The 25,440-nt window shown below is 70.9% G+C and carries 26 protein-coding genes; 14 read left to right on the top strand and 12 right to left on the bottom strand.

Annotated features, from left to right (window positions below):
- Nucleotides 1-11: 11 nt before the first annotated feature.
- From CQ044_RS08615 to CQ044_RS08605, 3 genes are all read right to left on the bottom strand, one after another.
- Complete coding sequence (locus tag CQ044_RS08615) at nucleotides 12-977, bottom strand: heavy metal-binding domain-containing protein (protein WP_105688091.1); 966 nt, start codon at nucleotides 975-977, stop codon at nucleotides 12-14.
- Nucleotides 977-1,186, bottom strand: a complete 210-nt coding sequence (locus CQ044_RS08610; RefSeq protein WP_105688090.1) for a heavy-metal-associated domain-containing protein — start codon at nucleotides 1,184-1,186, stop codon at nucleotides 977-979. The genes CQ044_RS08615 and CQ044_RS08610 overlap by 1 nt, the downstream gene beginning before the upstream one ends.
- 150 nt (nucleotides 1,187-1,336) lie before the next feature.
- Nucleotides 1,337-1,915 (bottom strand): DUF1349 domain-containing protein, encoded by a 579-nt coding sequence (locus CQ044_RS08605; protein ID WP_105688089.1) that lies wholly within the window; start codon nucleotides 1,913-1,915, stop codon nucleotides 1,337-1,339.
- A gap of 65 nt (nucleotides 1,916-1,980) precedes the next feature.
- Here CQ044_RS08605 and CQ044_RS08600 point away from each other — a divergent pair, with 65 nt between their 5' ends.
- The 3 genes from CQ044_RS08600 to CQ044_RS19420 all read left to right on the top strand — a co-directional run bounded on the left by CQ044_RS08600 (nucleotide 1,981) and on the right by CQ044_RS19420 (nucleotide 4,704).
- On the top strand, nucleotides 1,981-3,252 hold the full coding sequence (locus CQ044_RS08600) for a hypothetical protein (RefSeq protein WP_105688088.1): 1,272 nt from the start codon (nucleotides 1,981-1,983) through the stop codon (nucleotides 3,250-3,252).
- A gap of 39 nt (nucleotides 3,253-3,291) precedes the next feature.
- Nucleotides 3,292-3,813: an AAA family ATPase gene (locus tag CQ044_RS08595; protein ID WP_105688087.1), complete on the top strand. Its 522-nt coding sequence runs from the start codon at nucleotides 3,292-3,294 to the stop codon at nucleotides 3,811-3,813.
- A gap of 189 nt (nucleotides 3,814-4,002) precedes the next feature.
- On the top strand, nucleotides 4,003-4,704 hold the full coding sequence (locus CQ044_RS19420) for a hypothetical protein (RefSeq protein ID WP_146116769.1): 702 nt from the start codon (nucleotides 4,003-4,005) through the stop codon (nucleotides 4,702-4,704).
- Nucleotides 4,705-4,810: 106 nt separating this feature from the next.
- Here CQ044_RS19420 and CQ044_RS08580 read toward each other — a convergent pair whose 3' ends face one another.
- The 6 genes from CQ044_RS08580 to CQ044_RS08555 form a co-directional block, all read right to left on the bottom strand.
- Nucleotides 4,811-5,962, bottom strand: a complete 1,152-nt coding sequence (locus CQ044_RS08580) for a cystathionine gamma-synthase (protein ID WP_105688085.1) — start codon at nucleotides 5,960-5,962, stop codon at nucleotides 4,811-4,813.
- Between the two features lie 16 nt (nucleotides 5,963-5,978).
- Nucleotides 5,979-7,010: a pyridoxal-phosphate dependent enzyme gene (locus CQ044_RS08575; protein ID WP_105688084.1), complete on the bottom strand. Its 1,032-nt coding sequence runs from the start codon at nucleotides 7,008-7,010 to the stop codon at nucleotides 5,979-5,981.
- Between the two features lie 197 nt (nucleotides 7,011-7,207).
- Nucleotides 7,208-7,333 carry a hypothetical protein gene (locus CQ044_RS08570; RefSeq protein ID WP_258133218.1) on the bottom strand — a complete coding sequence of 42 codons (126 nt, stop codon included), beginning with the start codon at nucleotides 7,331-7,333 and terminating at the stop codon, nucleotides 7,208-7,210.
- 107 nt (nucleotides 7,334-7,440) lie between these two features.
- Nucleotides 7,441-7,890: a Fe-S cluster assembly sulfur transfer protein SufU gene (gene sufU / locus CQ044_RS08565; protein WP_105688083.1), complete on the bottom strand. Its 450-nt coding sequence runs from the start codon at nucleotides 7,888-7,890 to the stop codon at nucleotides 7,441-7,443.
- On the bottom strand, nucleotides 7,887-9,191 hold the full coding sequence (locus tag CQ044_RS08560) for an aminotransferase class V-fold PLP-dependent enzyme (protein WP_105688082.1): 1,305 nt from the start codon (nucleotides 9,189-9,191) through the stop codon (nucleotides 7,887-7,889). Before CQ044_RS08560 ends, sufU begins: the two co-directional genes overlap by 4 nt.
- 14 nt (nucleotides 9,192-9,205) lie before the next feature.
- Nucleotides 9,206-9,784, bottom strand: a complete 579-nt coding sequence (locus CQ044_RS08555; protein ID WP_105688081.1) for a hypothetical protein — start codon at nucleotides 9,782-9,784, stop codon at nucleotides 9,206-9,208.
- A 176-nt stretch (nucleotides 9,785-9,960) separates the two neighbouring features.
- Between CQ044_RS08555 and CQ044_RS08550 the strand changes: the two genes are divergently transcribed.
- From CQ044_RS08550 to CQ044_RS08500, 11 genes are all read left to right on the top strand, one after another.
- Nucleotides 9,961-11,019 carry a hypothetical protein gene (locus CQ044_RS08550; RefSeq protein WP_146116768.1) on the top strand — a complete coding sequence of 353 codons (1,059 nt, stop codon included), beginning with the start codon at nucleotides 9,961-9,963 and terminating at the stop codon, nucleotides 11,017-11,019.
- Between the two features lie 77 nt (nucleotides 11,020-11,096).
- Complete coding sequence (locus tag CQ044_RS08545; RefSeq protein WP_105688079.1) at nucleotides 11,097-14,138, top strand: hypothetical protein; 3,042 nt, start codon at nucleotides 11,097-11,099, stop codon at nucleotides 14,136-14,138.
- A 143-nt stretch (nucleotides 14,139-14,281) separates the two neighbouring features.
- Nucleotides 14,282-15,979: a radical SAM protein gene (locus CQ044_RS08540; RefSeq protein WP_105688078.1), complete on the top strand. Its 1,698-nt coding sequence runs from the start codon at nucleotides 14,282-14,284 to the stop codon at nucleotides 15,977-15,979.
- A gap of 3 nt (nucleotides 15,980-15,982) precedes the next feature.
- A complete protein-coding gene (locus tag CQ044_RS08535) occupies nucleotides 15,983-16,432 on the top strand; it encodes a hypothetical protein (protein ID WP_258133217.1) in 450 nt (149 codons plus the stop codon).
- On the top strand, nucleotides 16,432-17,238 hold the full coding sequence (locus CQ044_RS08530) for a prolipoprotein diacylglyceryl transferase (protein WP_105688077.1): 807 nt from the start codon (nucleotides 16,432-16,434) through the stop codon (nucleotides 17,236-17,238). The genes CQ044_RS08535 and CQ044_RS08530 overlap by 1 nt, the downstream gene beginning before the upstream one ends.
- A gap of 274 nt (nucleotides 17,239-17,512) precedes the next feature.
- Nucleotides 17,513-17,770: a hypothetical protein gene (locus tag CQ044_RS08525; RefSeq protein WP_045270715.1), complete on the top strand. Its 258-nt coding sequence runs from the start codon at nucleotides 17,513-17,515 to the stop codon at nucleotides 17,768-17,770.
- Between the two features lie 100 nt (nucleotides 17,771-17,870).
- Entirely contained in the window at nucleotides 17,871-18,902 is a 1,032-nt protein-coding gene (locus CQ044_RS08520; RefSeq protein ID WP_105688076.1) for an iron-siderophore ABC transporter substrate-binding protein, read from the top strand.
- Nucleotides 18,902-19,951 (top strand): iron ABC transporter permease, encoded by a 1,050-nt coding sequence (locus tag CQ044_RS08515; RefSeq protein ID WP_105688075.1) that lies wholly within the window; start codon nucleotides 18,902-18,904, stop codon nucleotides 19,949-19,951. Before CQ044_RS08520 ends, CQ044_RS08515 begins: the two co-directional genes overlap by 1 nt.
- Nucleotides 19,948-21,000, top strand: a complete 1,053-nt coding sequence (locus tag CQ044_RS08510) for an iron chelate uptake ABC transporter family permease subunit (protein ID WP_105688074.1) — start codon at nucleotides 19,948-19,950, stop codon at nucleotides 20,998-21,000. Before CQ044_RS08515 ends, CQ044_RS08510 begins: the two co-directional genes overlap by 4 nt.
- Nucleotides 20,997-21,791 (top strand): ABC transporter ATP-binding protein, encoded by a 795-nt coding sequence (locus CQ044_RS08505; protein ID WP_105688073.1) that lies wholly within the window; start codon nucleotides 20,997-20,999, stop codon nucleotides 21,789-21,791. Before CQ044_RS08510 ends, CQ044_RS08505 begins: the two co-directional genes overlap by 4 nt.
- 26 nt (nucleotides 21,792-21,817) lie before the next feature.
- Entirely contained in the window at nucleotides 21,818-22,159 is a 342-nt protein-coding gene (locus tag CQ044_RS08500; protein WP_105688072.1) for a CHY zinc finger protein, read from the top strand.
- Nucleotides 22,160-22,281: 122 nt separating this feature from the next.
- Here CQ044_RS08500 and CQ044_RS08495 read toward each other — a convergent pair whose 3' ends face one another.
- From CQ044_RS08495 to CQ044_RS08485, 3 genes are all read right to left on the bottom strand, one after another.
- On the bottom strand, nucleotides 22,282-23,193 hold the full coding sequence (locus tag CQ044_RS08495; RefSeq protein ID WP_082076524.1) for a carbohydrate ABC transporter permease: 912 nt from the start codon (nucleotides 23,191-23,193) through the stop codon (nucleotides 22,282-22,284).
- On the bottom strand, nucleotides 23,183-24,055 hold the full coding sequence (locus CQ044_RS08490) for a carbohydrate ABC transporter permease (protein ID WP_219844942.1): 873 nt from the start codon (nucleotides 24,053-24,055) through the stop codon (nucleotides 23,183-23,185). The genes CQ044_RS08495 and CQ044_RS08490 overlap by 11 nt, the downstream gene beginning before the upstream one ends.
- 98 nt (nucleotides 24,056-24,153) lie before the next feature.
- On the bottom strand, nucleotides 24,154-25,440 hold the full coding sequence (locus tag CQ044_RS08485; protein WP_105688070.1) for an ABC transporter substrate-binding protein: 1,287 nt from the start codon (nucleotides 25,438-25,440) through the stop codon (nucleotides 24,154-24,156).

Below are 25,440 nucleotides of genomic sequence, written 5' to 3'. Positions count from 1 at the left end.
TGTTCTGGCGTTCAGTGCTGGTACGGGGCCTTCGCGGCGCCGTCCGCCGCCTCCAGGACGAACGCCGCCGTGTGCACGGATCCGTCGATCTGGAAGTCGAAGTAGAGCAGGTAGCGGCCGGCCGTGGGCACGTGCGCGCCGAAGCGGACGTCGGGCCCGGAGGTCGCCTCCGCGCCTGCCGGGGCCGCACCCTCGGGGTGCACGTGCAGGTAGGCGAGGTCGCCCTCGCGCAGCGCGACCAGGTGCCCGAAGGCGCCCAGGTACGGCTGCAGGGTCGTGACGGGAGCCCCGTCGCGTCGGACCGTCACGGTCAGCTCCGAGGGGGATCCGGCGACCAGATCCCCGGCGATGGCGACCTCGAGACCGTCGACGCTCGTCCTGGTGCTCGTCTCGGCGACGACAGGCGTGAAGGATCCGGCGACGTCGACTGTACGCGTGAGCGTGACCGGATCCGCACCGGCCGCCGCGAAATCGGCGAACACCCGATACGAACCCGCAGCGCTCCAGGTCCACGGGATGCTCCACGTGCCGGTGCTCGCGTCGAGCGTCGGGTGCACGTGCCGGAACTGCGCGCCGTCGCTGCGGACGACGATGAGATGCAGATCCTTCTCGTGCTGCGGCGTGTAGTCCGTGACCGCGGCGCCGGACCCGTCGAGGATCCGGAAGCTCAGCCGCCCCTGCTCCCCCACCGCGACCGGCGCGGAGACCGGGGCGAGCGCGTACCCGTCGGAGGCGAGGGACACGCCCGCCGTCGTCTCGGTCGCCGTGTGCGCACCGTGGTCGACAGCCTCCTGTACAGCGGTGCCGTGCGCGTCGTGCCCGTTCATGCCCTTCTCCTCCTGCTGAGTGCTCTGCTCATGCTTCGCAGCCTCTGCCGCGGCCTCTCGCGGGGCGACGAGTCCCGCGGCGCCGAACGCCACGGCGAACGCCGCCGCGAGCCCTGCACCGTAGAGGCCCAGTCGTCCCGCGGTGTTCATCAGGCCCGAACCGCCCGGTACCCGGCCTCGTCGACGGCTGCGAACACGCTCGCGTCGTCGAGCGGTGCGCTCGCCGTGATCGTGAGCGAACCGTCGGCCGCGCTCACCTCGACGGCGTCGACGCCGGCGATCTTGCCGACCTCGCGGCGCACGGACATCTCGCAGTGCCCGCAGGTCATCCCGGTCACCTGGTACTCGGTCGTGGTCATGTCGTCTCCTTCGGTCGATACCCCGTCCGGGTATCCGATGTCGACAACCATATACCCCCTGGGGGTATTCCGCACCCGTCGAAGAACTTCGCCGCGACACGCAGAACCGCGACTCAGGAGGTCACGCCGGCGCATCGCATCGGCGCAGGATCAGTGCAGGGCGCCGTCCGCCTCGACGACGCGCCACGCGTGCAGGCGCACGACGAGGCCGGCTCGCGTCGGTGCGCAGACGAACGGCCCCGCCTCGGCGGAGACCTCGGCCGGGAGCGGCAGCACGCGCACGAGCTGGAGCGCCGCGCCGACGAGTCCGGCGCGCACCGTGAGCGCATCAGCTCCGCGGCTCACCCGCACCAGGATCCGGCGGTCGGCCCATTCCGGCACCGGGGCGAGCGACCAGTCGGACATCCCGTCGGTGACGACGGCGCCGACCTGCGGCCGTCCGTCGGCGAACTCGACACCCGCCTTGACCCAGCGGTCATCCGATACACGTACGAAGACGCCCGCCTGATCGAACTGCTCCGAGAACGCCGCGGTGAACTCCACCTCCACGGCCGTGCCCACGGCGAACGGCGCGAGGAGCGCATGCTCACTGTCGTGCACGAAGCCGTACGACGTGATCCGCCAGGCGTCGCTGCCCTCGGCCGCCGCGACGACGAGGTCGCCCCGCTCTTCGACGGCCCCCGCGGGAGGGTGGGTCCAGCGTCCGTCCGACCAGGCGATGTCCGTCATGACCTCAGGCTACGACGACCACCACCGCCCGCGCGGGCTCCTTCGGTGCCGGTAGTGTCGGCTCCATGTCCGACGGAACCGCACCCCCGGCCGAAAGACCGGAAGGAACCGCCGATACCGCCGCGGACGTCGCGCCCGTCGGCGCTCGCGCCCGCCAGCGCGCGGCGGACCGTTGGTTCCGCGAGCAGGGACTGCCGACCTTCGTGCCGCTGCGGCGCTGGTTCACGGATCTGCCCCGGCGCGTCGCTCCGCTGCTGACCGCGGTCACCCTGACCGCGGCTCTCCTCGAGGGCGTGATGGTCACCGCGATCGATGCGGCCGCGGACCTCCTTCCGGACGACGAATGGGCGCTGCTGGGGATCGCGCTGCTGCTCCTGGCAGGCATCGCAGTGATCGCCTGGGCGGGCTTCCGGCTCGTGCGCGCGGCGCTGCGCCGGCTCTCCGCTCCGGCGGGCGCCGCGGTCGCGGGGGTCGTGATCGCCGCGTGCCTCATCGCGCTCGTCGTGGTCGGCTATCTCATGCGGCCCGGAGCCAAGGTCGCCCCGGTGATCGAGGGGCTCGCCCTGGTCGCCGCCTGCATGCTGGTCACGGGCGCCGGCGGCGGGGCACTGCTCTCCTGGGGGAGCCGTCTTGCGGTGCGCAACGTCTCCGCGATCGGGCACATGGCGTCGATCGCGCTTCCCGTGATCCTGATGCTGGTCGTCTTCGCCTTTTTCTCCGCCGAGGTCTGGCAGATGAGTTCGGCGCTGCCCTGGGGATCCATCGCCCTGATCGGCGCCGTGGTCGCCGCGCTCGCGCTGATCGTTGTCCTGCGGGTGTGCGCCTCCGAGATCGACGAGATCCGCCAGACCCTCACGCCAGAGGAGCGCACGGCGCTGCTCGCCGGCACTCCGATCGCGCACGACGGATCCGGATCCGCATCATCGGCACCGCTGCGCTTCGTCCAGCGCTTCAACGTGATGCTCGTGATGGCGGTGGCCCAGCTCATGCAGGCGGTGCTGTTCGCCGCGATGCTGTGGGCGCTGCTCGTGCTCATCGGCGGCATCGCCATCCCGGTCGGGATCGTCGAGCTGTGGGTGGGACCAGGAACACCCAGCCACCCCCTGCACGTCGACCGTCTGACGATCGGCGGCGCGACGCTTCCGATCACGATGAATCTCGTCAAGACGGCCGCGTTGATGTCGATCATCTCCTCGCTGCCGTTCGTGCTCTCGGCGGTGAGCGAGCAGCGCTATCGAGAGCGCTTCTTCGACCCGATCATGGTCGACATGCGTCGCGCGATCGTCGTGCGCGACGTCCTCATGGCTCGCACGCGCGGCGGTCGCGCGTCCGGCTGAGCCGCCCGACCCCTCAGGCCGGATCCGTAGAATCCGACCATGCGCATCGTCGTCTCCGGCACGCACGCGACCGGCAAGAGCACCCTGATCTCGGACTTCGCTCTCGCCCATCCCGAGTTCGCCGTGCTGCCCGATCCGTTCGATCTCGTCGACGACGGCCCCGGATCCGGATCCTTCGTCGCCCAGCTGCGGTTCAGCGCGGAGCGTCTCCTCGATCCCACGCTGCCGCGCGCCGTGATCGCCGAACGCGGACCCCTCGACTTCCTCGCCTACCTCGCGGCCATCGACGAGCTCGGCCGCTCCGGGGCCGCTGCGGAGCTGGTTCGCCGTGAGGCGCCCCTCACGGCCCGGGCGATGGCGCGGGTCGATCTGCTGGTGCTGCTCGCGCCGGACGGCATCGCGGTGCCGGACGACGAGGATCCGGAGCTCCGCGAGGTGACGGCCGACGCGCTGCTCGATCTCGCGGACGAGCCCGACCTCACCGGCACCGCCCGGATCCTGGAGCTGTCGGGCGACCCGGCGACCCGCCTGGCAGCGCTGCGAAGCGCCGTCTCCGGCTGATCCTCCGGTCGCGGGCTGCGACCCGACCTGCGGAGCATCGACTCGCACCTGCGGGGATGCCCGTAGGCGCACACGGCCGTTCCGCCGCCGATCCGTATCCTGATCGCGATCCTTCGCCGAGTTCTCCGTCGAGACCGAGAACGCGCACCCGGCGAACGGCATCGCACTCGCGAATCCAGGGGAGATCACATGCGAGCATCCGGACCACCGACCCTGACGGGCCTCGCGCTCGCTCTGACGGCGGGCTTCGCGCTGCTGCTCAGCGGCTGCGCATCGACGACCGGCGCGCACGCGGGGGCGCCGTCGAGCTCCGGCGCCCATCCGTCATCGCATCCCACCCCGACCTCGTCCGCCGGCGCCCCCGCGGACGATGACGACGACGATCCGGACGACGAGGGCGACGCGGACGCCGATGACGACACCGATCCGGACGACACGGATCCGGACGACGACGCGGACCCGGACGACGACGATATGAAACGGCTGGGTGTCGGACGCGACGATCTCGACGGGATCGACGACCCCGCCGACCGGAAGGACTTCCTCGACGACGCCCGCCGCGCCGCCTCCCCCGCCGGCATCGCCGCGCAGTGCGTCGCGGTGCATCCCAGGCTCGACGACATCATCGCGGCCGGCTTCGGCGGACTCGGTGTGGACGAGCTCGCCGCGGCCCGGTCCTCGGGCTCCGGCGGCTACTACATCGCCGTCGACCTGGAGGATGGCCGGATCGCGGTCCTCTACACCGCCCTGTCGCCGCACAGCGCGACGTTCGAGGATCACCTCTACGCGGTCGACGACACGGCGCTCGCATTGTCCACGTTCGACGACGTCACGTCGATCGGCGACTTCGCCGGCGACGACGGGATCGCGCGCGCCGCGCGCTGCCTCTGATCGAGGCTCGCGAGACACCTGGATCCGCGCGAGAAACCACGTGTGCCGTGGTGTCTCGTGCAGGATCCGGTGTCTCGCGGATGCCGTCCGGATCCGGGCCCGCGCGTCAGGCCCGCAGTGCCTGCTCCAGATCCGCGAGCAGGTCCGCGATGTCCTCCAGACCGACCGAGAGGCGGACGACCTCGACGGGCACGGCCGCCTCGGTGCCCCGCACGGAGGCGTGCGTCATCGCGTCGGGGTAGTTGACGAGGGACTCCACGCCGCCGAGCGACTCGGCGAGCTGGAACACGTGCGTCGACTCGGCGAATCGGCGTGCGGCTTCGCCGGATTCCAGCGCGACCGAGACGATGCCCGCGAAGCCCGACATCTGCCGCGCCGCGAGCTCGTGCCCCGGGTGCGAGGGCAGCCCAGGGTAGTAGACGCGGGCCACGCCGGGATGCCCATCAAGGAACTCGGCCACGGCCTGCGCGTTCTCGTTGTGCTGGCGCATCCGCACCGGCAGCGTCTTGATACCGCGGGTCGTGAGCCAGGCGTCGAACGGGCCGGATACCGCCCCCACCGCGAACTGCAGGAAGCCGACCTTCTCCGCGAGGGCGTCGTCGCGCAGCACCACGGCTCCGCCGACGACGTCGGAGTGCCCGCCCAGGTACTTCGTGGTGGAGTGCACGACCACGTCGGCGCCGAGTTCGAGCGGACGCTGGAGCGCGGGGGTGGCGAAGGTGTTGTCGACCACGACCACGGATCCGGCCTCGTGCCCGATCGCGGCGAGCGCGGCGATGTCCGAGATGCGCAGCAGCGGGTTCGACGGCGTCTCGACCCACAGCACGCGCGGCGCCTGGGCGGCCACGGCGGTCCGCACCGCGTCGGTGTCGCTCATGTCGACCACCTGTACGGTCACACCCCAGGCGCCGAGCACCCGCGAGATGAGCCGGAACGTGCCGCCGTAGACGTCGTTGCCGAGCAGCACGTGGTCGCCGGGCTGCAGGATCGCGCGCAGCAGGGTGTCCTCCGCGGCGAGGCCGGAGGCGAAGGAGTAGGCGTGCGTGCCGCCCTCGAGCGCGGCGAGCTGCGCCTGCAGGGCATCCCGGGTCGGGTTGCCGCTGCGGCCGTACTCGTAGCCCTGGCGGAGCCCGCCGATCCCGTCCTGCACGAACGTCGTGGACAGGTGCAGCGGCGGGATCACCGCCCCCGTGTACGGGTCGGCGGCCTGGCCCGCGTGGATCGCGGCGGTGGCGGTCTTGTCGGTCTCGATGGTCATGGTCGGATCCCTCCGGTCAGTCGTTCGCGCCGGCCGCGGGGCCGGCCTGGTCGGTCGTTGCAGATGCGGCGTCCGGCACGTCGAAGCCGTGCGCGGTCATCCAGCCGTCGTCGTAGAGCTTGTCCAGATAGCCGCGGCCGTGGTCGGGCAGCAGCACGACGACCACGTCGTCCTCGCCCAAGCCCTCCGCGACGCGCAGCGCGGCCACCACGGCCATGCCGCTGGAACCGCCGACGAGCAGCCCCTCCTCACGGGCGAGCCGACGGGTCATCGCGAACGACTCCGCGTCGGAGATCCGCTCGTAGCCGTCGACCACCGCGGGATCGAACGTGGACGGCAGGAAGTCCTCGCCCACGCCCTCGACGAGGTAGGAGTGGATCTCACCGCCGGAGTAGATTGATCCCCCCGGATCCGCACCGATCACCCGCACGCGGCCCTCGCTGACCTCCTTGAGGTAGCGCCCGGTGCCGCTGATCGTGCCGCCGGTGCCGATGCCCGCGACGAAATGCGTGACCCGGCCGTCGGTGTCCGCCCAGATCTCGGGGCCGGTGGATTCGTAGTGCCCGCGCGGACCGTTCTGATTGGCGAACTGGTTCGGGTTGAAGGCCCCGGGGATCTCGCGGGCGAGCCGGGCGGCGACGGAGTAGTACGACTCGGGGTGCTCCGGGGGCACGGAGGTCGGCGTGACGACCACCTCGGCGCCGTAGGCCCGGAGCGTGGCGACCTTGGGTCCGTCGAACTTGTCCGGCACGACGAACACCATGCGATAGCCGCGCTGCAGCGCGATCAGCGCCAGGCCGACTCCGGTGTTGCCGCTCGTGGCCTCAACGATCGTGCCGCCGGGCCGGAGCAGCCCGTCGCGCTCGGCGGCGTCGACGATGGACCGGGCGATGCGGTCCTTCGCGGATCCGCCGGGGTTGAAGTACTCGACCTTGGCGAGCACGGTCGCGCGGATCGGCCCGCGGTCGGCGGTCGCGCCGACGACGGAGGAGAGACGGACGAGGGGCGTCGCGCCGACGAGATCGGCGACGTGGCTGGCGTAGCGCACGAGAAGTGTCCTGAACGATGATCGCGCGGAGCGCGCGGGCTGTCTGTGGTCGTCGAAGGAGCGCGGATCGCGCTCAGAGACAACAACGACAGGTCAGGGCCACGGTGTCAACCTAACACCCTGGCTTCGAAGCGCGCAAATGGCTCGATCCGGACCCGGAATCGGGTCATTCGCGCGCTTCGAAACCGGCAGGCGGGTCACTCCAGGAGGGTGAAACCCGACTCGTAGCGGGTCTTGCCGAGGGCCGCCATGATGATCTGGAGGAACCCCATCGCCTCGAGCTCCCTCGCGCGGGTCAGCGGGCCGACGTCGACGGCGCGCATCCCCGCCGCGGTCGAAGCCTGACCTCTCCTGGTTCAAAGCGCGCAAATGGCTCGATCCAGACCCGGAATCGGGTCTTTTGCGCGCTTCGAAACAGGTAGGTACCGCCTCAGGCGCGGAGCAACGCGTCCTCGAGAGCGACCCAGCCGAGCATCGCGCACTTGACGCGGGCGACGTAGCGAGAGACGCCGGTCAGGGCGGCCGCGTCGCCGTACACGTCCTCATCGAGCTCGATCGCGCCGCGGGAGCGCAGCGCCTCACGGAACCCGTCGATGAGCTCCGCCGCCTCCGCCCGCGAGTGGCCGATCACGAGCTCGGTGAGCATCGAGGCGGACGCCTGTGAGATCGAGCAGCCGGATCCCTCCCAGCTCACCTCGGTGATGCGCTCGCCGTCGTCGGAGACGCGGGCGCGCAGGGTGATCTCGTCGCCGCAGATCGGGTTGCGCTGGTGCGACTCGGCCGTGTGCGGGTCGTCCCCGGCGCCGAGCAGCCCTTTGCCGTGCGGGCGCTTGGAGTGGTCCAGGATGAGCTCCTGGTACAGGTCCTCGAGACCGCTCATGCGACCACCTCCTGTTCCTCGGCGGATCCGGAGACGCCGAAGAACGCGCGCACCCCGGAGACGGCGTCGAGCATCCGGTCCACCTCGTCCGCCGTGTTGTACAGGGCGGCCGAGGCGCGCACCGACGCGGTCACGCCGAGGCGCGCGTGCACGGGCGCGGCGCAGTGGTGCCCGACGCGCACGGCGACGCCGCGGGAGTCGAGGAACTGGCCGACATCGTGAGCGTGCACCCCGTCGACCACGAAGGACTGCAGGGCCACCCGCTCCGCACCGTCCGCGGCACCGAGCAGGCGTACGCCGTCGATCGCGCCGAGCCCCGTACGCAGACGCTGTTCCAGTTCCTTCTCGTGCGCGTGCACCGCGTCCATGCCGAGACCGTCGAGGTACCGCACGGCGGCGGCGAGCGCGATCGCCTGCGACACCGGCTGCGTGCCGGCCTCGAAGCGCTGCGGCGGCGGCAGGAACTCGGTGCGCTCGAACGTGACGCGGGTGATCATCGACCCGCCCGTGAGGAACGGCGGCAGCGCCTGGAGCACCTCGCGACGTCCGTACAGCCCGCCGATCCCGTAGGGACCCTGCATCTTGTGGCCGGAGAAGACCGCGAGATCGACGCCGAGGCCGGGCAGGTCGAGCGGAACGTGCGGCGCGGACTGGCACGCGTCGAGCACGGTGAGCGCGCCGACCGACTGCGCAAGGGCGACGATCTCCGCGACCGGGTTGACGATGCCGAGCACGTTGGAGACGTGCGTGAACGCGACGACGCGCGTGCGGGATCCGATGACCTCCGCCGCGTGGTCGAGGTCGAGGGATCCGTCATCGCGGATCCGGATCACGCGCAGGACGGCGCCCGTGCGGGCCGCGAGCTCCTGCCACGGCACGATGTTCGCGTGGTGCTCTGCCTCGGTGACGACGAGCTCGTCCCCCGGCTGCAGGGCGAAGCGGGCGCTCTCCGGCAACCCTCGTCCGGCCGTGGCGTTGCCGATCGCGTAGGCGACGAGGTTCAGTCCCTCGGTGGCGCCGTGCGTCCACACCAGGTCGTCGGCGTCCGCGCCCACGAATCCGGCGACGGCGGCGCGGGCGTCTTCGTAGAGCTCGGTCGCCTCGGCCGCGAGCGTGTGCGCACCGCGGTGCACGGCGGCGTTCGAGCGCTCCAGGAAGTCGCGCTCGGCGTCCAGCACGACGCGGGGCTTCTGACTCGTCGCGGCGGAATCGAGGTACGCCAGCGGGGCCCCGTTCACGGATTCGGCGAGCAGGGGGAAGTCGGCGCGGACGGCGGCCACATCTAGGGCAGGAGAACTCACGTATCAACGCTACGTCAGTGCGGGGTGCGCGGGGCGGATCCTGGCGGTCCGGGGATCTCTCCCGACAGCGGCCATCTCCCTCGCGTCTCACGGAACTCGATCGCCGCCAGCAAGGGAGAGACGTCGTATTTCATCGTGCTGATGCTGAGAGCATCTCCGTTCGACGAAGCCACGGACACGAACCGCTGGCCGTTGAGCACGGTGAACTTGTAGGTGGCGATATCGGAGTACTTGACCGATCTCGTCTTCCCGAAGACGGTTCGCGATCGGATGGCATCCGGGCCAGCTTCCAGGTACCAGGACGCATAGGCGACAAGGGCGATGAGACCTCCGACCATCAGCACGACCGATGCGATGCGCATGCCCGGCGGGTATCGCGCTTCGCCCGCAGTCAGTCCGAACCAGAGGCCGATCGTGATGACAACGAGACCGAGGGCCGGTACGACGCGCGGCATCCGCACACGGTGAGGATGCCGCTTCGAGCGGTTCGGGTGGCGCCCGGAGAGTGCGGCGATCACGAGTCCGATGAACCCGACGAGCAGCGTGATCAGGAGGGTCGTACCTACGATCATCAGCTCCGACGACAGATCCACGCCTCGACAATAGCGACGTCCGCTCATCGGGGTCTCTCGGGACCGCCCCGCCCGGACCTGTCCGACCGAAACACGACCATGAGGGTGAAGCGATGTGAAACAACCGCACGCGGCTCTGGACAGATCCACCGCCGGGGCATAGCTTGTGCGGTAAGCCGGTATATCGGGGGGTATTCATGCGGGAACGTGCGCGGTCGCTACGGGGATTCATCCCCGGTGCGGTCGCGGGCGGGGTCCTCGCCCTCGGCTGGGTGGCGCTGTCGATCGCCTTCGGATCCGGATCCGCCCAGGCCGCCGAGACCGTCCCGCCGTCCCCGCCGAGCATCCTCGGCACGCTGCAGAGCACCGTCGGTGCGGTGCAGAGCTCGATCGCCGAGGCGCCGGCCACCGTGCAGAGCACGCTCTCGGCGGTACAGGCCACCGTCGCCGAGGTGCTCCCGGCACCGGCCGCCGTCGACGCGCCCTCCCCCGCACCTGCTGCTGAGGCCCCCGCGGCCGTCGCCCCCGCCGGCCCTGCGACCGCGCCCGCCCCCGACGCCGAGGGGTCCGCCGGCCCGCTGACCGCGCCGCTCGTGGGTGCGATCGCCCCGATCGTGCAGGGCGTGAGCCAGACCGCCGGCGCCGCGATCGATGTCGTCACGACCACCACGGACACCGTCGCTCCGGCGCTGAGTCCCGTGCTCGCACCCGTCGATGCGCTGCTGCGCCGCGTACCCGCGACGCTCGACACCGTGACCGCCGCACTTCCTCGGATCGCCGTCTCTCTCGACGACACCGTCGGCACCGTCACCGAGACCGTGCGCGGTGCGACCGGCGGTGCAGTCCTGCCGCCGACGACGGCTCCTGGCGGGCGCCCCGCCGTTCCGGAAGTCCGTGGCCTGCCTGAGCCGGGCCCTGTGGCATCGCCGGCCGCCGTCGCGCCCGCGTCGACCAAGGACGACGCGCAGAGCGCGTTGCCCGAGGCAGACGAGGCCATCGGTGCGGCTGTGGTGTCTGCGCCCTCGGTGGCAGCACCTGGTGCGCCCGCGCAGCGACCGTCGGGTTCCCCCGTCACCCAGCTCGGGATGCCCGGCACCGGCTCCGCCTCGGGTGGCAGCGCGGGCGACGTGCGGCTGTTCGGCACCGTCTCGTCGACGTCCTCGAGCGCCGGTCTCCTGACCGTCCGTTCCGGATCGGCGGGCGACGATCGCCTGCCGGCCTCCCCCGTCGCGGATCACGACTCCTCTCCCGACTGATCGGGGCACGGCCGTCCCCCAGGACGGCATGTGTCATCGCGCATGCGCGCAATCCCCAGATCAGAAGGAAAGAGAACATGAATCGCATCGTCAAGCGCGCCCTTTGGGGCACGCTCCTCGCGGGCGGGATCACTCTCGCCGGCGCGACGGCGGCCAACGCCGCAGAGGGGCCACCCAGTGGCGCCGACTGCGGCTGCGACGTCGTCAAGAGCGCTCTCACGACAGTCACGAACCTCGTGGCCGGCGCCTGCGATCCGTCGCAGGGCGGCAGCGCCGGCGGGACCGGCGGCCTTCCCGCGGTCACGCAGGATGTGTCGGACCTCGTCGGCGACACGCTCGGCACCGTGAGCGGAACAGTTCCTCCCGGCGGCGGCACGGATCCGGGCCTGCTTTCGGTGCCGTCCCTCCCCGACGTCTCCAACGCGATCGGCCAGATCGCCGACACGGCGACCGATGGAGCCGCAGAAGCCGTCGGCGGCGTCACCGACACCGTTGGCGGGATCACCGGAGACCTCCCCGGTCTGCCTTCCGTTCCCGGCCTGCCCTCGGTTCCGGGTCTGCCCTCGACTCCGGGTCTCCCCGGCACCGACGGCACGCCCGGCGTGGTCACGGTTCCGATCCCCGGGGTCGGCACCGTTCACGCGGGCGCCACCCCTGACGGACTCAACGTCGGAAAGAACCTCGACGTCCTCGGAGTGAAGGACGTCTGGGATCTGACCGCCCGCCCTGACGGCGTGTCCACCACAGACCGCATCGGCACCGACGCCACGAACGTCTACGTCGATGCGGCGCTGCCCACTGGCGGTGCCACGCCGGGACACGCCTCCGTCACCCTGCCGGTGCTCGGCGACGTGGCAGGCGGTCTTCCGACCGTCCCGGGTCTTCCCGGTGGCGGATCCCTGCCCGGGCTGCCGGGCACCGGCGGCACCCCCGGAGGTAATGGAGGAGGAACCATTCCGGGGCTGCCCTCATTGCCCATCGGCGACCTCGGCGGGATCCTCGGTGGTCTGACCGGCAGCCTTCCTGGCCTGCCTTCTGTTCCGGGTCTTCCTGGCACCGGCGACACCCCTGGTACCCCTGGTCTGATCACCGTCCCGGTTCCTGGAGTGGGCAGTGTCCACGCCGGCGCCACCCCCGACGGGCTCAACGTCGGAAAGAACCTCGACGTCTTCGGAGTGAAGGACGTCTGGGATCTCACCGCCGGCCCCCATGGGATCGCGACGAACGACCGCATCGGCACCGACAGCACGAACGTCAACGTCGATGCGGCCGTCCCGACCACTGGCACCACGGCACCGCACGCCACGGTGACCCTGCCGAACCTCGGCGGAATCAGTGGCGGCCTGCCTTCCGTGCCGGGTCTCCCGGGAACCGGCAACCCCGGCACTCCGGGTAGCGGCGGATCGCTGCCTGGTCTGCCGGCCCTGCCGAACCTCGGCGGGATCCTCGGTGGTCTGACCAGCAACCTGCCGGGCCTGCCCACCGTCCCGGGTCTGCCGAACCTCGGCGGAGTCCTCGGTGGTCTGACCAGCAACCTGCCGGGCCTGCCTTCGGTTCCGGGTCTTCCCGGCACCGGCGGCACGCCTGGCGTGATCACCGTTCCGATCCCCGGAGTGGGCAGTGTCCACGCCGGCGCCACCCCTGACGGACTCAACGTCGGAAAGAACCTCGACGTCCTCGGAATCAAGGACGTCTGGGACCTCACCGCCGGCCCCAAGGGCGTGTCCACCACGGACCGCATCGGCACCGACAACACCAATGTGAACGTCGACGCTGCGGTTCCGACCACCGGCAACACCGCACCCCACGCCACCGTCACCCTGCCCAACCTCGGCGGAATCAGTGGCGGCCTGCCGGGCCTTCCGGGCAATGGGGGAACCCTTCCGGGTCTCCCGTCGCTGCCCATCGGCAACCTCGGCGGAATCCTGAGTGGGATCACCGGTGGCCTTCCGGGCCTGCCTTCCGTTCCGGGCCTGCCCGGCACCGTCGGCACGCCTGGTGTGGTCACGGTTCCGATCCCCGGGGTCGGCAGTGTTCACGCGGGCGCCACCCCTGACGGGCTCAACGTCGGTAAGAACTTGAACGCCCTCGGAATCAAGGACGTCTGGGATCTCACCGCCGGCCCTCACGGAATCGCGACGAACGACCGCATCGGCACCGACAGCACCAACGTCTACGTCGACGCAGCCGTCCCCACCACCGGCACCACCGCACCCCGCGCCACCGTCACCCTGCCGAACCTCGGCGGAATCACCGGCGGCCTGCCCACCGTCCCGGGCCTTCCGGGAACCGGCAACCCCGGCACCCCGGGAACCGGAGGAACCCTTCCGGGTCTGCCGAACCTCGGCGGGATCACCGGCAACCTGCCCGGCCTGCCCTCAGTTCCTGGTCTCCCGGGAACGGGCAACTCCGGCACCCCGGGAACCGGCGGAACCCTTCCGGGTCTGCCGAACCTCGGCGGGATCCTCGGCGGGATCCTCAGCGGCCTGACCGACAACCTGCCCGGCCTGCCCACCGTCCCGGGCCTCCCCGGAACGGGCACCGGCGGAACCCTCCCGAGCCTGCCGAACCTCGGCGGGATCCTCAGCGGAATCACCGGCAGCCTGCCGGGTCTGCCTGCTGTCCCCGGTCTGCCCTCGATCCCGGGCCTGCCCGGCACCGGCGGCACCCCGGGCAACGGCGGAACCCTCCCGGGTCTGCCGTCCCTGCCCGTCGGCAACATCGGCGGACTGGTCGGCGGTGTCACCGGAGCCCTTCCGGCGGTGCTCACCCGCGCCGCCGGAGGGATCACGGGATCCCTCCCCGACGTGATCGGCGGCGTCCTCGGCGGGATCACCGGCTCCCTGCCGAGTCTGCCCACCGTTCCCGGAACCGGAACCGGCACTCCCGGAACCGGAACCGGTACCGGCATCGGAGGAATCACTCCGGGCAACGGGGGAGTCCAGGTCGTGTCCCACGTGACGCACAGCCTGAATGAGGCGGCGCGCACCCTGCGCGCTTCCTCGACCGCGAAGCAGAGCACGCTCGCGCAGACCGGGTTCTACGACCCGTTCCTGCTCGTCTCCGGCGTGCTGCTGCTGGCTGCGGGCGCCGCGACGAGGTTCTTCGAGCGTCGCTGAACCACAGGACGGAGGGTCGCCTTCCCCGGAGGGCGGTCCTCCGTCCCGTGCTGCCCGCACGCGAACGCGAGCACCGGACCCGGTTGTCCACACGCCCCGATCACTCCCCCGATGCCGCACCACCCGGCCGCTAGGGTGAGCCCATGACCCCCACCGTGGAGACTCCGGCAGGCCTAGGCCCCGGTGCGGCGGGTGCCCCCGCCCGCGCGAAGACCGCCGGATCCGGCCAGCCCCTGCGCGACTACCGCGTGCATCGCTACGTCAACGCGTTCTGCCCGACGTGCCACGAAGAGGATCCGGATCGGCCGCTCGCCGATGTCCGCCGCCTGAGCGGCTGGCTGGCCGTGCGGGACGATCGGGTCTGGCTGGAGCGCGGATGCCCGGAGCACGGGCTGCAGCGCACGATGTACGACGAGTCGGCCGAGATCCTCACCTACCTCGAGCAGTGGACCGCGCCGACCAAGGTGCACGAGCCCGACCTCGCGGGCAACTTCAAGCCGGTGCCCTCGGCCTACGAGGACGGACTTCCCGAGATGCAGACGCAGCACACCTGCATCCTGCTGGAGGACCTCACCGACCACTGCAACCTGCGCTGTCCCACGTGCTTCGCGGAGTCCAGCCCTGCGGCGAGCGCGATCGCCCCGCTTGCAGAAGTGCTCGCCTCGGTCGACGCGCGGCTGGCGCGGGAGAACAACCGCATCGACGTGCTCATGCTCTCCGGCGGCGAGCCGACCCTATACCCGTGGCTCGAGCAGCTGCTGGAGCACCTCGTGGCGCGCCCCGTGGTGCGCATCCTGCTGAACTCCAACGGCCTGCGCATCGCCCAGGACGACGCGCTCGTCGCGACGCTCAAGAAGCACCGCGAGCGGGTCGAGGTGTACTTGCAGTACGACGGCGAGAGCGCCGAGGCATCGGCGTACCACCGCGGCGCGGATATCCGCCGGTTCAAGGAGCGCGCACTCGCCCGCCTCAGCGAGGCAGGCGTGTTCACGACCCTCACGATGACCGCGGCCCTGGGCGTCAACGACGGCGAGATCGGCGCGGTGATCCGCCGGGCCATGGAGACGCCCTACGTGGGCGGCGTCACGATCCAGCCCGTGTTCGGATCCGGCCGCTCGGCGGGCATCGACCCGCACGACCGCCTCACGCACACCGGCGTGCTGGCACGGCTGGCGCCGCAGACCGACGGCGAGGTCACCTGGAAGGATCTCACCGCACTGCCCTGCAGCCACCCGCACTGCTGTTCGGTCGGCTACCTGCTCAAGGACGACTCCGGATCCTGGAACTCGCTCACCAAGCTCGTCGGGCACGACAGGCTCAAGGAGTTCCTCGATCTGAACCCCGACCTGATCGCGAACCGGATCGCCGACAGCGGCATCAACCAGAAGCTCAAGGACTCGGTCAAGCAGTCGCTGCTCGACCTGCTCAGCGAGCAGTCGTCGCTGTCGCACCCGTCGATCGGGTCCCTGTGGAAGGACATCTGCACGGGCTGCGACCTCGGCATCGGCACGCTCACGAAGCTCGCCAGCGCGGCGCTGCCCGGTCAGCACAAGCGACTGCGCCAGTTCCTCGGCGAGCGCGTCAAGCGCATCACCGTCAAGCCCTTCATGGACATCAACACGATGATCGAGGAGCGCCTCACGCAGTGCTGCGTGCATGTCGCGACTGTCAACGAGCAGACGTCGGCGCATCAGTGTGCTCCGTTCTGCGCCGTGCAGGCCTGGGCGCCGCTCTCCCGCACGCGCATCTCGACCGCGACCGGATCCGCCGGAGCCCGGGTGGCCGAGGCCGGCGGCGACGCCGGCGACCGCACGCGACTTCCGCTCTCGGTGGGGCACTGAGCCATGTCGTCGGGGGGCGATGCGCAGCGCGACCTGTTCCGAACTCAGTCGGAGACGGCGATTCCCGCGCGCCCCGCCCCCGTCGCACCCGAATCGACTGAGTTCGGAGCAGTCGACGCCGCCGACTCCGCCGCTGGCCCCGCCCCGCTCGACCTGTCCGGGCTGAACCGCTACGACGAGGCGGTCGGATCCCCCGCCCCGCCGTTCGATCCGCTGCGGCTGTGCGTGTTCACGACGGTCGCGCTCATCGCGTGCCTGCTCGGCCCGATCGCGGTCCTGGGGTTCGCGCTCATCGCGATCGCCGGCTACGCCCGCGCCCGCCGACAGGGGCTGCTGCGGTCGAAGTGCAAGCTCGGCGACACCCGTCTCGTGCTCGCGTACCTGTCCCTGCTCGCGGTGCTCGCCGCCGTCGCGACCCCGTTCTGGGTGATGTTCTGGATCGGGCGGATCTGATGTTCCCGACGCTGCAGGATCTGCTCGGGCCGTGGGCGCCGCCGCTCGAGACGCACGGCTTCTTCGTCGCGCTGGGCCTGGGCGCGGCGGGGATCGTGTTCCTCATCGAACGCCGCCGGCGGGGCGTCACGGATCCGCGCGTCGCGTATCTCGTGCTCGGAGCCCTGGTGGGCGCGGCGATCCTGAGCCGTCTCGGCACCTGGGCGCAGCACATCGACCTCACGAAGAACCGCGACCTCGTCTCGCAGCTCACGCACGGCAATGCGTCGATCCTGAGCGCGCTGGTCGGCGCCTGGCTCGGCGTGCACGTCGCGAAGAAGATCGTCGGATACCGGGACCGCAGCGGCGACCTGTTCGCCCCCGCCGTGGCGATCGCCATGGCGATCGGCCGGTTCGGCTGCCTCTTCACCGAGCGTCCGGGCACCCCGACCGGCGCGGGCTGGGGCATCGTCCTGGATCCGGCCGCCGCCGCACGGGTCGGATCCCCGGCAGGAGTGCCGCTGCACCCGAGCTTCGTATACGAGATCGCGTTCCATGCGGCCGCGTTCTGCCTGCTCTGGTTCTGGCTGCGTCACCGCGACATCGCCGCCGGGGAGACCCTCACCCTCTACATCGCCGCCTACGGCATCTTCCGGTTCTTCGTCGAATTCGTGCGCGGCAACGACGTCGCCTGGCTCGGACTGACCCGCCCTCAGCTCTTCTTGATCGTCACCATCCCGCTCCTGCTCGCCCGCATCGTCTGGAAGGCCCGACATGGCGCCTTCCCGCTCATCCCCAGGAGGACCCCGAGTGAACAGCACGCCTGACCTCCCGTCCGAACCGGATCCGGAGCGCACGCCGACGCCGCCGGAGCACCCGCCCGCGGTGCCGGGACCGCCGAGTCCCCCCGAGCCGCCAGCACCACCGGTGCCGCCGCTCGCACCGCCTCTGACCCCCGCACCTGTCCCTCCGCCGGGTCCGGTGGCACCCACCGCCCCTCCCCCGGGCGGCCCGGCTACGGGGCCCTACCCCGCAGCGCCGGGTGCCCCGGGGGGCTATGCCGCGTACGTCGGTCAGCCCGGCGCCGCGCCCCGATCCGGGTTGAGCTTCGGCGCCGGGATCGGCGTCGGAACCGCGGTGGGCTGCGGATCCATGCTCCTCGCCCTGTTGCTGTTCTTCGGCCTGGCCAATCTCGGCACGGCGTTCTCGATCGGCGCATTCGTGTTGCCGGTGGTGCTCGGCGCGGTGCTGCTCATCTGGCCGAAGACCAGGGGCATCGGCGTGGGCGTGCTCATCATCTCGGCGGCGGCGTGGCTCGTCGTGATCGGACCGTGCCTGGGGATGTTGAACGGGCTCTGACCCGCACCGCGTCGCGGGGACTGGAGCCGTCTCTTCCTGCGGCCGAAGGTGCATAGGTTAGGCTTACCTACCTACCCGTTCCTTTTCTCCGAGGAGATCCATGCCCTCCCTCCGCCTGCGCCGCGGCGCGGCCGTCCTGAGCCTCCTGACCGCCGGCGCCCTCGCCCTGACCGCGTGCTCGACCGGGTCCGCGCCCAGCGCCACCGGGACCGGATCCGCCGACGGCGCCTTCCCGGCAACCGTCGAGCACGTCTACGGCAAGACCGTCATCGAGTCCGCGCCCAAGAACGTGGCGACGATCGGCTGGGGCAGCTTCGACGCGGCGATCGCCCTGGGCACCATCCCCGTGACGATCCCGACGGCGACCTTCGGCGACCCGGACGGCGACGGCTACCTGGAGTGGACCAAGGATGCGATCGTCGCCGACAAGGCGAAGCTGCCGCCCGTGCACGACGAGACCGACGGCATCCCCTACGAGAAGATCGCCGACACCTCGCCGGATCTGATCCTGGGCGCGAACTCCGGCCTCACGAAGCAGGAGTACGACACGCTCACCAAGATCGCGCCCACCGTCGCCTACCCCGGCGCCCCGTGGGGCACGTCGTGGCGCGACTCGACCACGATGGTCGGCACGGCGCTGGGCAAGTCCGCCGAGGCGAAGACGCTGATCGCCGACACCGAGAAGGCGATGGCGACCGAGATGGCGAAGTACCCGGCCGCCACCGGCAAGACCGGAATGGTCATCTGGGTGGACGCGAAGGATCCCGGCAAGGTGCAGTACTACACGCCGAACGACACCCGCGTGAAGTACCTGAACGACCTCGGCTTCGCCACCCCGAAGTCCCTCACCGACCTCGCCAAGAACGAGAAGGGCTTCGTCGGCACGATCTCGGCCGAGCAGGCGGACAAGCTCGATGCCGACGTGGCGGTCGTCTACGTACAGGGCGGCGACCTGTCGACCCTGCAGAACGACCCGCTGCTCAGCCGGATCCCCGCCGTGAAGAAGGGCTCCGTCGTGCTCATGAACGACGAGGAGCTGCTCATGGCCGTCTCCGCGCCCACCGTGCTGTCGATCCCGTGGGCGCTGCCGACCTACGCGAAGATGCTCGGCGAGGCCGCAGCCAAGGCCTGATGAGTCTCGCCCCCGCGCCGACGACGCCCACGTCGGGTTCCGGTGCACGCCGTCGCGTGCGCCTGAGCCCGGGGTGGGCGATCGTCGTGTGCCTGGGCGCGATGATCGCCGCCGCCGCGCTCTCCCTCGCCCTCGGCGCGCGGATCGTGCCGCTCGACGCCGTGTGGGACGCGTTCCTGCGACCCGACGGATCCACGGATCAGGCGGCGGTGCTCTCGCGCGTGCCCACGACGATCACCGGGCTCCTCGTCGGCGCAGCACTCGGCATGGGCGGCGCCGTCATGCAGGGCATGGCCCGCAACCCCCTCGCCGATCCCGGCCTGCTCGGCGTGAACGCCGGCGCGTCACTGTTCGTGGTGCTGGGCATGACCCTGTTCGGGTGGCAGGCGCCGCTCGTGATCGTGTGGTGCGCCCTGGCCGGAGCCGCCGTGGCGGTCGTGGTCGGCTACGGCGCGGCCGCGGCGAGCCCCGGAGGTGCGACCCCGGTGACGCTCGCCCTCGCGGGTGCGGCCGTCGCGGCGATCGCGACGGCCGTGATCACGGGGATCCTCATCGTCGACCAGTCGACGCTGGAGAGCTTCCGCTTCTGGCAGGTCGGATCCCTGACCGCCGCATCGTTCTCCTCGCTGGCACAGCTGGGCGGCCTCCTCGCCCTCGGCGCCGTGCTCGCGGTCGCCTGCTCCGGCCGGCTGAATGCGCTCGCGCTCGGGGACGATGTCGCCCGTGGACTGGGCGTCCGCGTCGGGGCCTCCCGCCTCACCGCGGTGCTCGCGGTGGTGCTGCTGTGCGGCACCGCGACGGCGCTCGCAGGTCCCATCGGCTTCGTCGGGCTCGCGGTGCCGCACGCGGTGCGCTTCCTGGTCGGCGCGGACTACCGCTGGATCGTCGCGCTGTCCGCGGTGGCCGGAGCGACGTTCCTGCTCGTCTGCGACGTGATCGGCCGGATCCTGGCCCGCCCTGGCGTGCTCGAGGTGGGCATCGTCACGGGCGTCATCGGAGCCCCCGTCTTCATCGCGCTGCTGCGCCGGCGGAAGGCGGTCGGGCTGTGACCGTTCTCGACACCGCGCGTCCCGCCGCCTCCGCGCCCGCGGACCGGCTCCGCGCCGCCCGCCGCCGCCGTGCGGTCCGCGACACGGTGCTCATCGCGGGGCTCGCCGTCATCACCCTGGCGCTGTTCTGCGCCGCGCTCGTGTTCGGCGCGAAGACCCTCGCCCTCCCTGACGTGCTGCGCGCGCTCGCCGGCCAGACCGTGCCAGGTGTGAGCTTCGCCGTGGTCGAGCTGCGCCTGCCCCGTGCGGTCGGAGCGCTGTTGGCGGGGGCCGCATTCGGCCTCGGCGGCATGCTGTTCCAGACGCTGCTGCGCAACGTGCTCGCGAGCCCCGACGTGATCGGCATCAGCACGGGATCCAGCGCGGCTGCGATCACGGCCATCTCGTTCTTCGGCGCCTCCGGACTCGTGGTCTCGGGGGCCGCCATCGGCGGGGGTCTCGTGACCGCTCTCCTGATCTGGATGCTCGCGTACCGACGGGGGCTCTCCGGCCTGCGCTTCGTGCTCGTCGGCATCGGCGTCGCCGCGGCACTGCAGGCCGTGATCAGCTACGTCCTCACCCGCTCCGACGTCAAGGCCGCGGAGCAGGCGACCGTGTGGATGGCCGGATCCCTCAGCCGCAGCCTCTGGGACCAGCTCGCGCCGACCGCCCCCGCGCTCCTCGCGCTGCTCGTGATCGCGCTGCTGGCGGCACGCACGCTGCCGGTGCTGCGCCTCGGCGACGACTCCGCGACGGCACTCGGTGCACGCCCGCAGCGCTCCCGGATCCTGCTGATCCTGTGCGCGGTGCTGCTCATCGCGGTGGCGACCTCGCTGACCGGGCCGATCTCGTTCGTCGCGTTCCTCGCCGGCCCCATCGCCATCCAGCTGGTCCGGCGCGACGCGGCACTGCCCCTGGTCTCGACGCTCCTCGGCGCGATCATCGTGCTCGCCGGCGATGCGGTCGGGCAGCACCTGTTCCCGATCGCGCTGCCGGTCGGCGTGATCACCGGCGCCATCGGCGCGCCGTTCCTGCTGTGGCTCCTGATGAGAGGACGCACGCGCGCATGAGCTCGCACACCCTGGAAGCGACCGACCTGACCGTCGGCTACGACGGCGATCCCGTCATCGACGGGCTGGATCTGGCCCTGCCCGGATCCGGGATCACGATGATCGTCGGTGGAAACGGCTGCGGCAAGTCGACGCTGCTGCGCACGCTGGCCCGGTTGCTGAAGCCGCGCCGCGGATCCGTGCTGCTCGACGGAACCGCGATCGCGCACCTGCCCACCAAGGAGGTCGCCCGCATCGTGGGCCTACTGCCGCAGGCGCCGGTCGCCCCCGACGGGATCAGCGTCGCCGACCTCGTCGACCGCGGCCGCACCCCGCACCGCGGCTGGCTGGGCGGACGCGACCACCGCGATGACGAGGTGGTGGCCGACGCGCTGCAGGTGACGGGTATGGCGGAGTTCGCCGAGCGCTCGATCGACGAGCTCTCAGGCGGGCAGCGGCAGCGCGCGTGGGTCGCGATGGCTCTCGCGCAGGAGCCCGACATCCTGCTGCTCGATGAGCCGACCACGTACCTCGATCTCGCGCACCAGGTCGAGCTGCTCCAGCTGCTCGTGCGGCTCTCGCGCGAGCGGGGCACCCAGGTCGTCGTCGTCATGCACGAGCTCAATCTCGCGACGCGCTACGCCGACCATCTCGTCGCGATGCGCGAAGGCCGCATCGTCGCCGAGGGCGCTCCCGGCGACGTCGTCACGGTCGAGCTGCTCCGCGAGGTGTTCGACCTCGAGGCCGTCGTGATCCCGGATCCGGTCGCCGGCACGCCGATGATCGTGCCCGTGGACGTGCACCGGGGCTGATCGCACACCGCGCCTAGGATCGTGGCATGGGTGCCGAGGACGTCGAGATCAAGGGGCGTCCCGTCGACGCGCAGACCCGCTGCGTGCACTACCGCACCGAGCTCGACGTCGTCGCGATCCGCTTCGCGTGCTGCGGCGAGTACTACCCATGCCACCTCTGCCATGAGGAGACCGCCGGCCACCCGTCCCGCCCGTGGCCGTCGGCCGAACAGGACGCGAAGGCCGTGCTGTGCGGCGTCTGCGGCCACGAGCTCGAGATCCGCGAGTACCTCGGCGTGACCGCCTGCCCGCGGTGCGCCGCCTCATTCAATCCGCGCTGCGCCCTGCACGCGGACCTGTACTTCGAGATCGCGCCGGTCGAGTCCTGAAGGACGGATCCAACTCCGCAGGATGATCCGCACGGAATCATCCTGCGGAGTTGCAGAAGTCCTGTGGAAGCGAGGCACGGGACCACGAGGCCGGCCCGGCCCGGTCTCAGCCCTTCAGCCCTTCAGCCCTTCAGCCCCGAGTGAGCCAGCCCCTCGACGAACTGCCGCTGCGCGATCAGGAACACCACGAGCACGGGCACCACGGTCATGGTCGCGGCGGCCAGCTGCGTGTTCCACATCTCGCCGCCGTATGCGTCGGTGTAGCGCGTCAGGGCCTGCGGCAGCGTGAACAGATCCGGCGAGGTCAGGTACACCGTCGGCTCCAGATAGAGGTTCCAGGATGCCAGGAACGTGAGGATCGCAACGGCCGAGAGCGCCGGCTTCGCGAGCGGCAGGCAGATCCGCCACCAGATCGCCAGGCGGCCGAGTCCGTCGAGCCGCGCGGCCTCCTCCAGCTCGACGGGCAGGGCGATGAAGAACTGCCGCATGATGAAGGTCGCCAGCACGCAGGGCGCGGCCAGGGCCGTCACGAGGATCAGCGGCCAGTGGGTGTTGATCAGTCCCACGCTCTTGAACATCTGGAAGAGCGGGACGATCGTCACTTCGCCCGGCACCAGCAGCCCCACGAGCACGATCAGGAAGAGCACGTTCTGCCCCGGGAATCGCAGCCGGGCGAAGGCGTAGCCGGCGAGGCTCGACACCAGCAGCACGATGAGCGTCACGACCACCGCGATGTAGACGCTGTTGGCGTACTGGCGGGCGAAGGGCTGGAAGCCGAAGGCCTGCACGTACGCATCCCAGGTCGGCGATGCGGTGAAGATCGAGGGCGGAGCGGCGAAGATCTGGTTGAGCGGCTTGAACGAGGAGGCGACCATCCAGATCGTCGGAACCACGAACGGCAGCGCCATCACGCCAAGCGCGACGTAGAGCACGATCCGGCGGAGGATCCGGCCCCGGGAGGGCCGGGTCCGCGCGATCGGCGACGTCTGCACACGGATCCTCGCGGGCGCGTCGGTGAGCGTCTCAGTGCTCATAGAAGACCCATTTCCTTCGGAGCTGCCACTGCAGCACGGTGAGCAGCATGACGAACGTGAGCAGCATCAGTGCGAGGGTCGAGCCGTAACCGATGTTGTTGAACGTGAACGCCTGCTGGAAGACGTAGTAGACGAGCACCGTCGTGGAGAGCGCAGGCCCGCCCTCGGTGAGCACGGCGATCTGCGCGAACGCCTGCAGCGCGCCGACGATCGTGATGATGCTCGTGAGCAGCAGGGTCGGGGAGATGAGGGGCAGGGTGATGCGCGTGAAGATCGTGCGGTTGCCGGCGCCATCGATGCGCGCGGCCTCGTACAGCTCGCCCGGCACGCCCTGCAGCGCGGACAGGAACAGGACCATGTTCACGCCGACGCTGCGGATGACCTGCGTCACGATGACGGCGCCCATCGCCGTCGGCCCCTCCTGCAGCCAGTTCGGCCCGTGGATGCCGATCTGCGCGAGCAGCGCGTTGATCCCGCCGTTGTCCTGGAGGAGGAACCCCCAGACCAGGGTCCAGGCGACGACGGAGATCACCACCGGGGAGAAGAACAGGGTGCGGAAGAACGTGACCCCGCGGAAGCGGCGGTTGAGCATCACGGCCAGGCCGAGCCCGAGTCCGATGTTGAGCACGACCACGCCGAGGGAGAACACCGCGGTGGCGCCCAGCACGCTCGGCAGCTGCGGATCCGCGGCGAGCGCGGCGTAGTTCGCCCCTCCCACGAAGCTGAGCTGCCCGGTGAAGATGTTCCACTTGTTCAGGCTGTAGAAGATCGCGAGGCCCACCGGGATCAGCACGAAGAGCACGACGCCGATCACCTGCGGCGCGATGAAGAGGTATCCGGCGGCCGCGTCCCGGCGTCGCATCGTCCAGAACCTCCTGCGGCGCGCAGCTACGGGACGCGGTCCGGCCGAGGCCGGGGAGGCGTCGGAGCGCGCCTCCCCGGTGACGGTGCCTGCGGCGGTCATCGTCCGCCCGCGAGGAGCGGCGTGATCGCGGAGCAGACCGACGTCAGCACCTTCTTCACGTCTGCGTCCGGCTTCCACATCGCATCCAGGGCGGTCTTGCCCTTCTGCGCGATCTCGGCGGGGCTGGTGTGGTTGGGCAGGGTGACCGCCCCGGCGACCTGATCGACGACCACGGTCTGCAGCTGCTCAGCGGTGAGCTTCTTGTTGTTCGCCGCGAGCTTCTCGCCGGTCAGCAGCGAGGTGCGCGCCGACGGGAAGAACTGCGAGAGTTTGGCGCTGTTCTCCGGCCCGGTGAGATAGGCGAGGAAGGAGCTCGCCTCCTGCGGGTGCGCACTCGTGCGCAGGACGCCCACGCCCGCCTGTCCGATCACCGAGTAGCTGCCGGCGGGACCGGCCGGCAGCGGGAGGACCTCGTATCCGAAGTCCCCGGTGAGGAGCGAGGCCCGGGAGACCTGGGCGACGGTGAAGGCCGAGTCACCGGCGAAGAAGTCGGCCTTGGTCCCGGGCCCGGGCATGGCCGAGTCCTTGAAGACGGCGTCGTGCAGGAAGGTGAACGCGTCGACCATCTTGCTGTCATCGAAGGTGCACTTCGTGCCGTCGGCGTTCCACGCGCTCGCCCTCCAGCCGGTCCAGACCGTGGCGAGCGTGTTCCACGCGGAGAAGTCGAAGTCGCGGATGACGAACCCCGCCTTCCCCGTCGCCGCGTTCACGGCCGCCCCTGCCTTCGACACCTCGTCCCAGGTCAGCCCGGAGGAGGGCAGCGACTGGCCCGCGGCGGCGAGGAGGTCCTTGTTGACGTAGAGCGCGTAGGGCGAGTTCGAGAACGGGTACGCGTAGAGCTGCCCGTCCTTGGAGAACTCCGCGGTCGCGCTGGGGAGCAGGTCGTCATACCCCCATCCCTTGGTCTCCTTCAGCACGGGGGTGAGCGGGAGGAGGGCGTCGGAGGCGATCAGATCCTTGGACAGATCCCCCATCCAGGCGAGATCGGGAGCGTTGCCGCCGGCGATCTGCGTGGTCAGGGTCGTGTTGTAGTCGGCGAACGGGAGGCTGTCGAAGGTGATCGACCTGATCTCGGGATGCGTGGCCTTGTAGTCGTCGGCGATCGAGGCGAACAACGCGAGCTGCGCTTCGTTCGAGGTCCATACCGTCATCCGGAGAGCCACGCTGTCCGGGGCGGCGGTGGTGGGTGCAGGGGTGCTCGGGGTGGCGCTGCATCCGGTGATCGCGACGATCGCGGCCGTCGCCAGGGCAGCAGCGCCGACCAGCTTCTTTGCTGTGTTCAT

The organism is Microbacterium sp. MYb64, assembly GCF_002979495.1.
In the GTDB taxonomy this organism is placed as follows: Bacteria; Actinomycetota; Actinomycetes; order Actinomycetales; family Microbacteriaceae; genus Microbacterium; species Microbacterium azadirachtae_A.
Note: the sequence above shows the minus strand (reverse complement) of the source record. Positions and strands in the feature narration are given on the sequence as shown.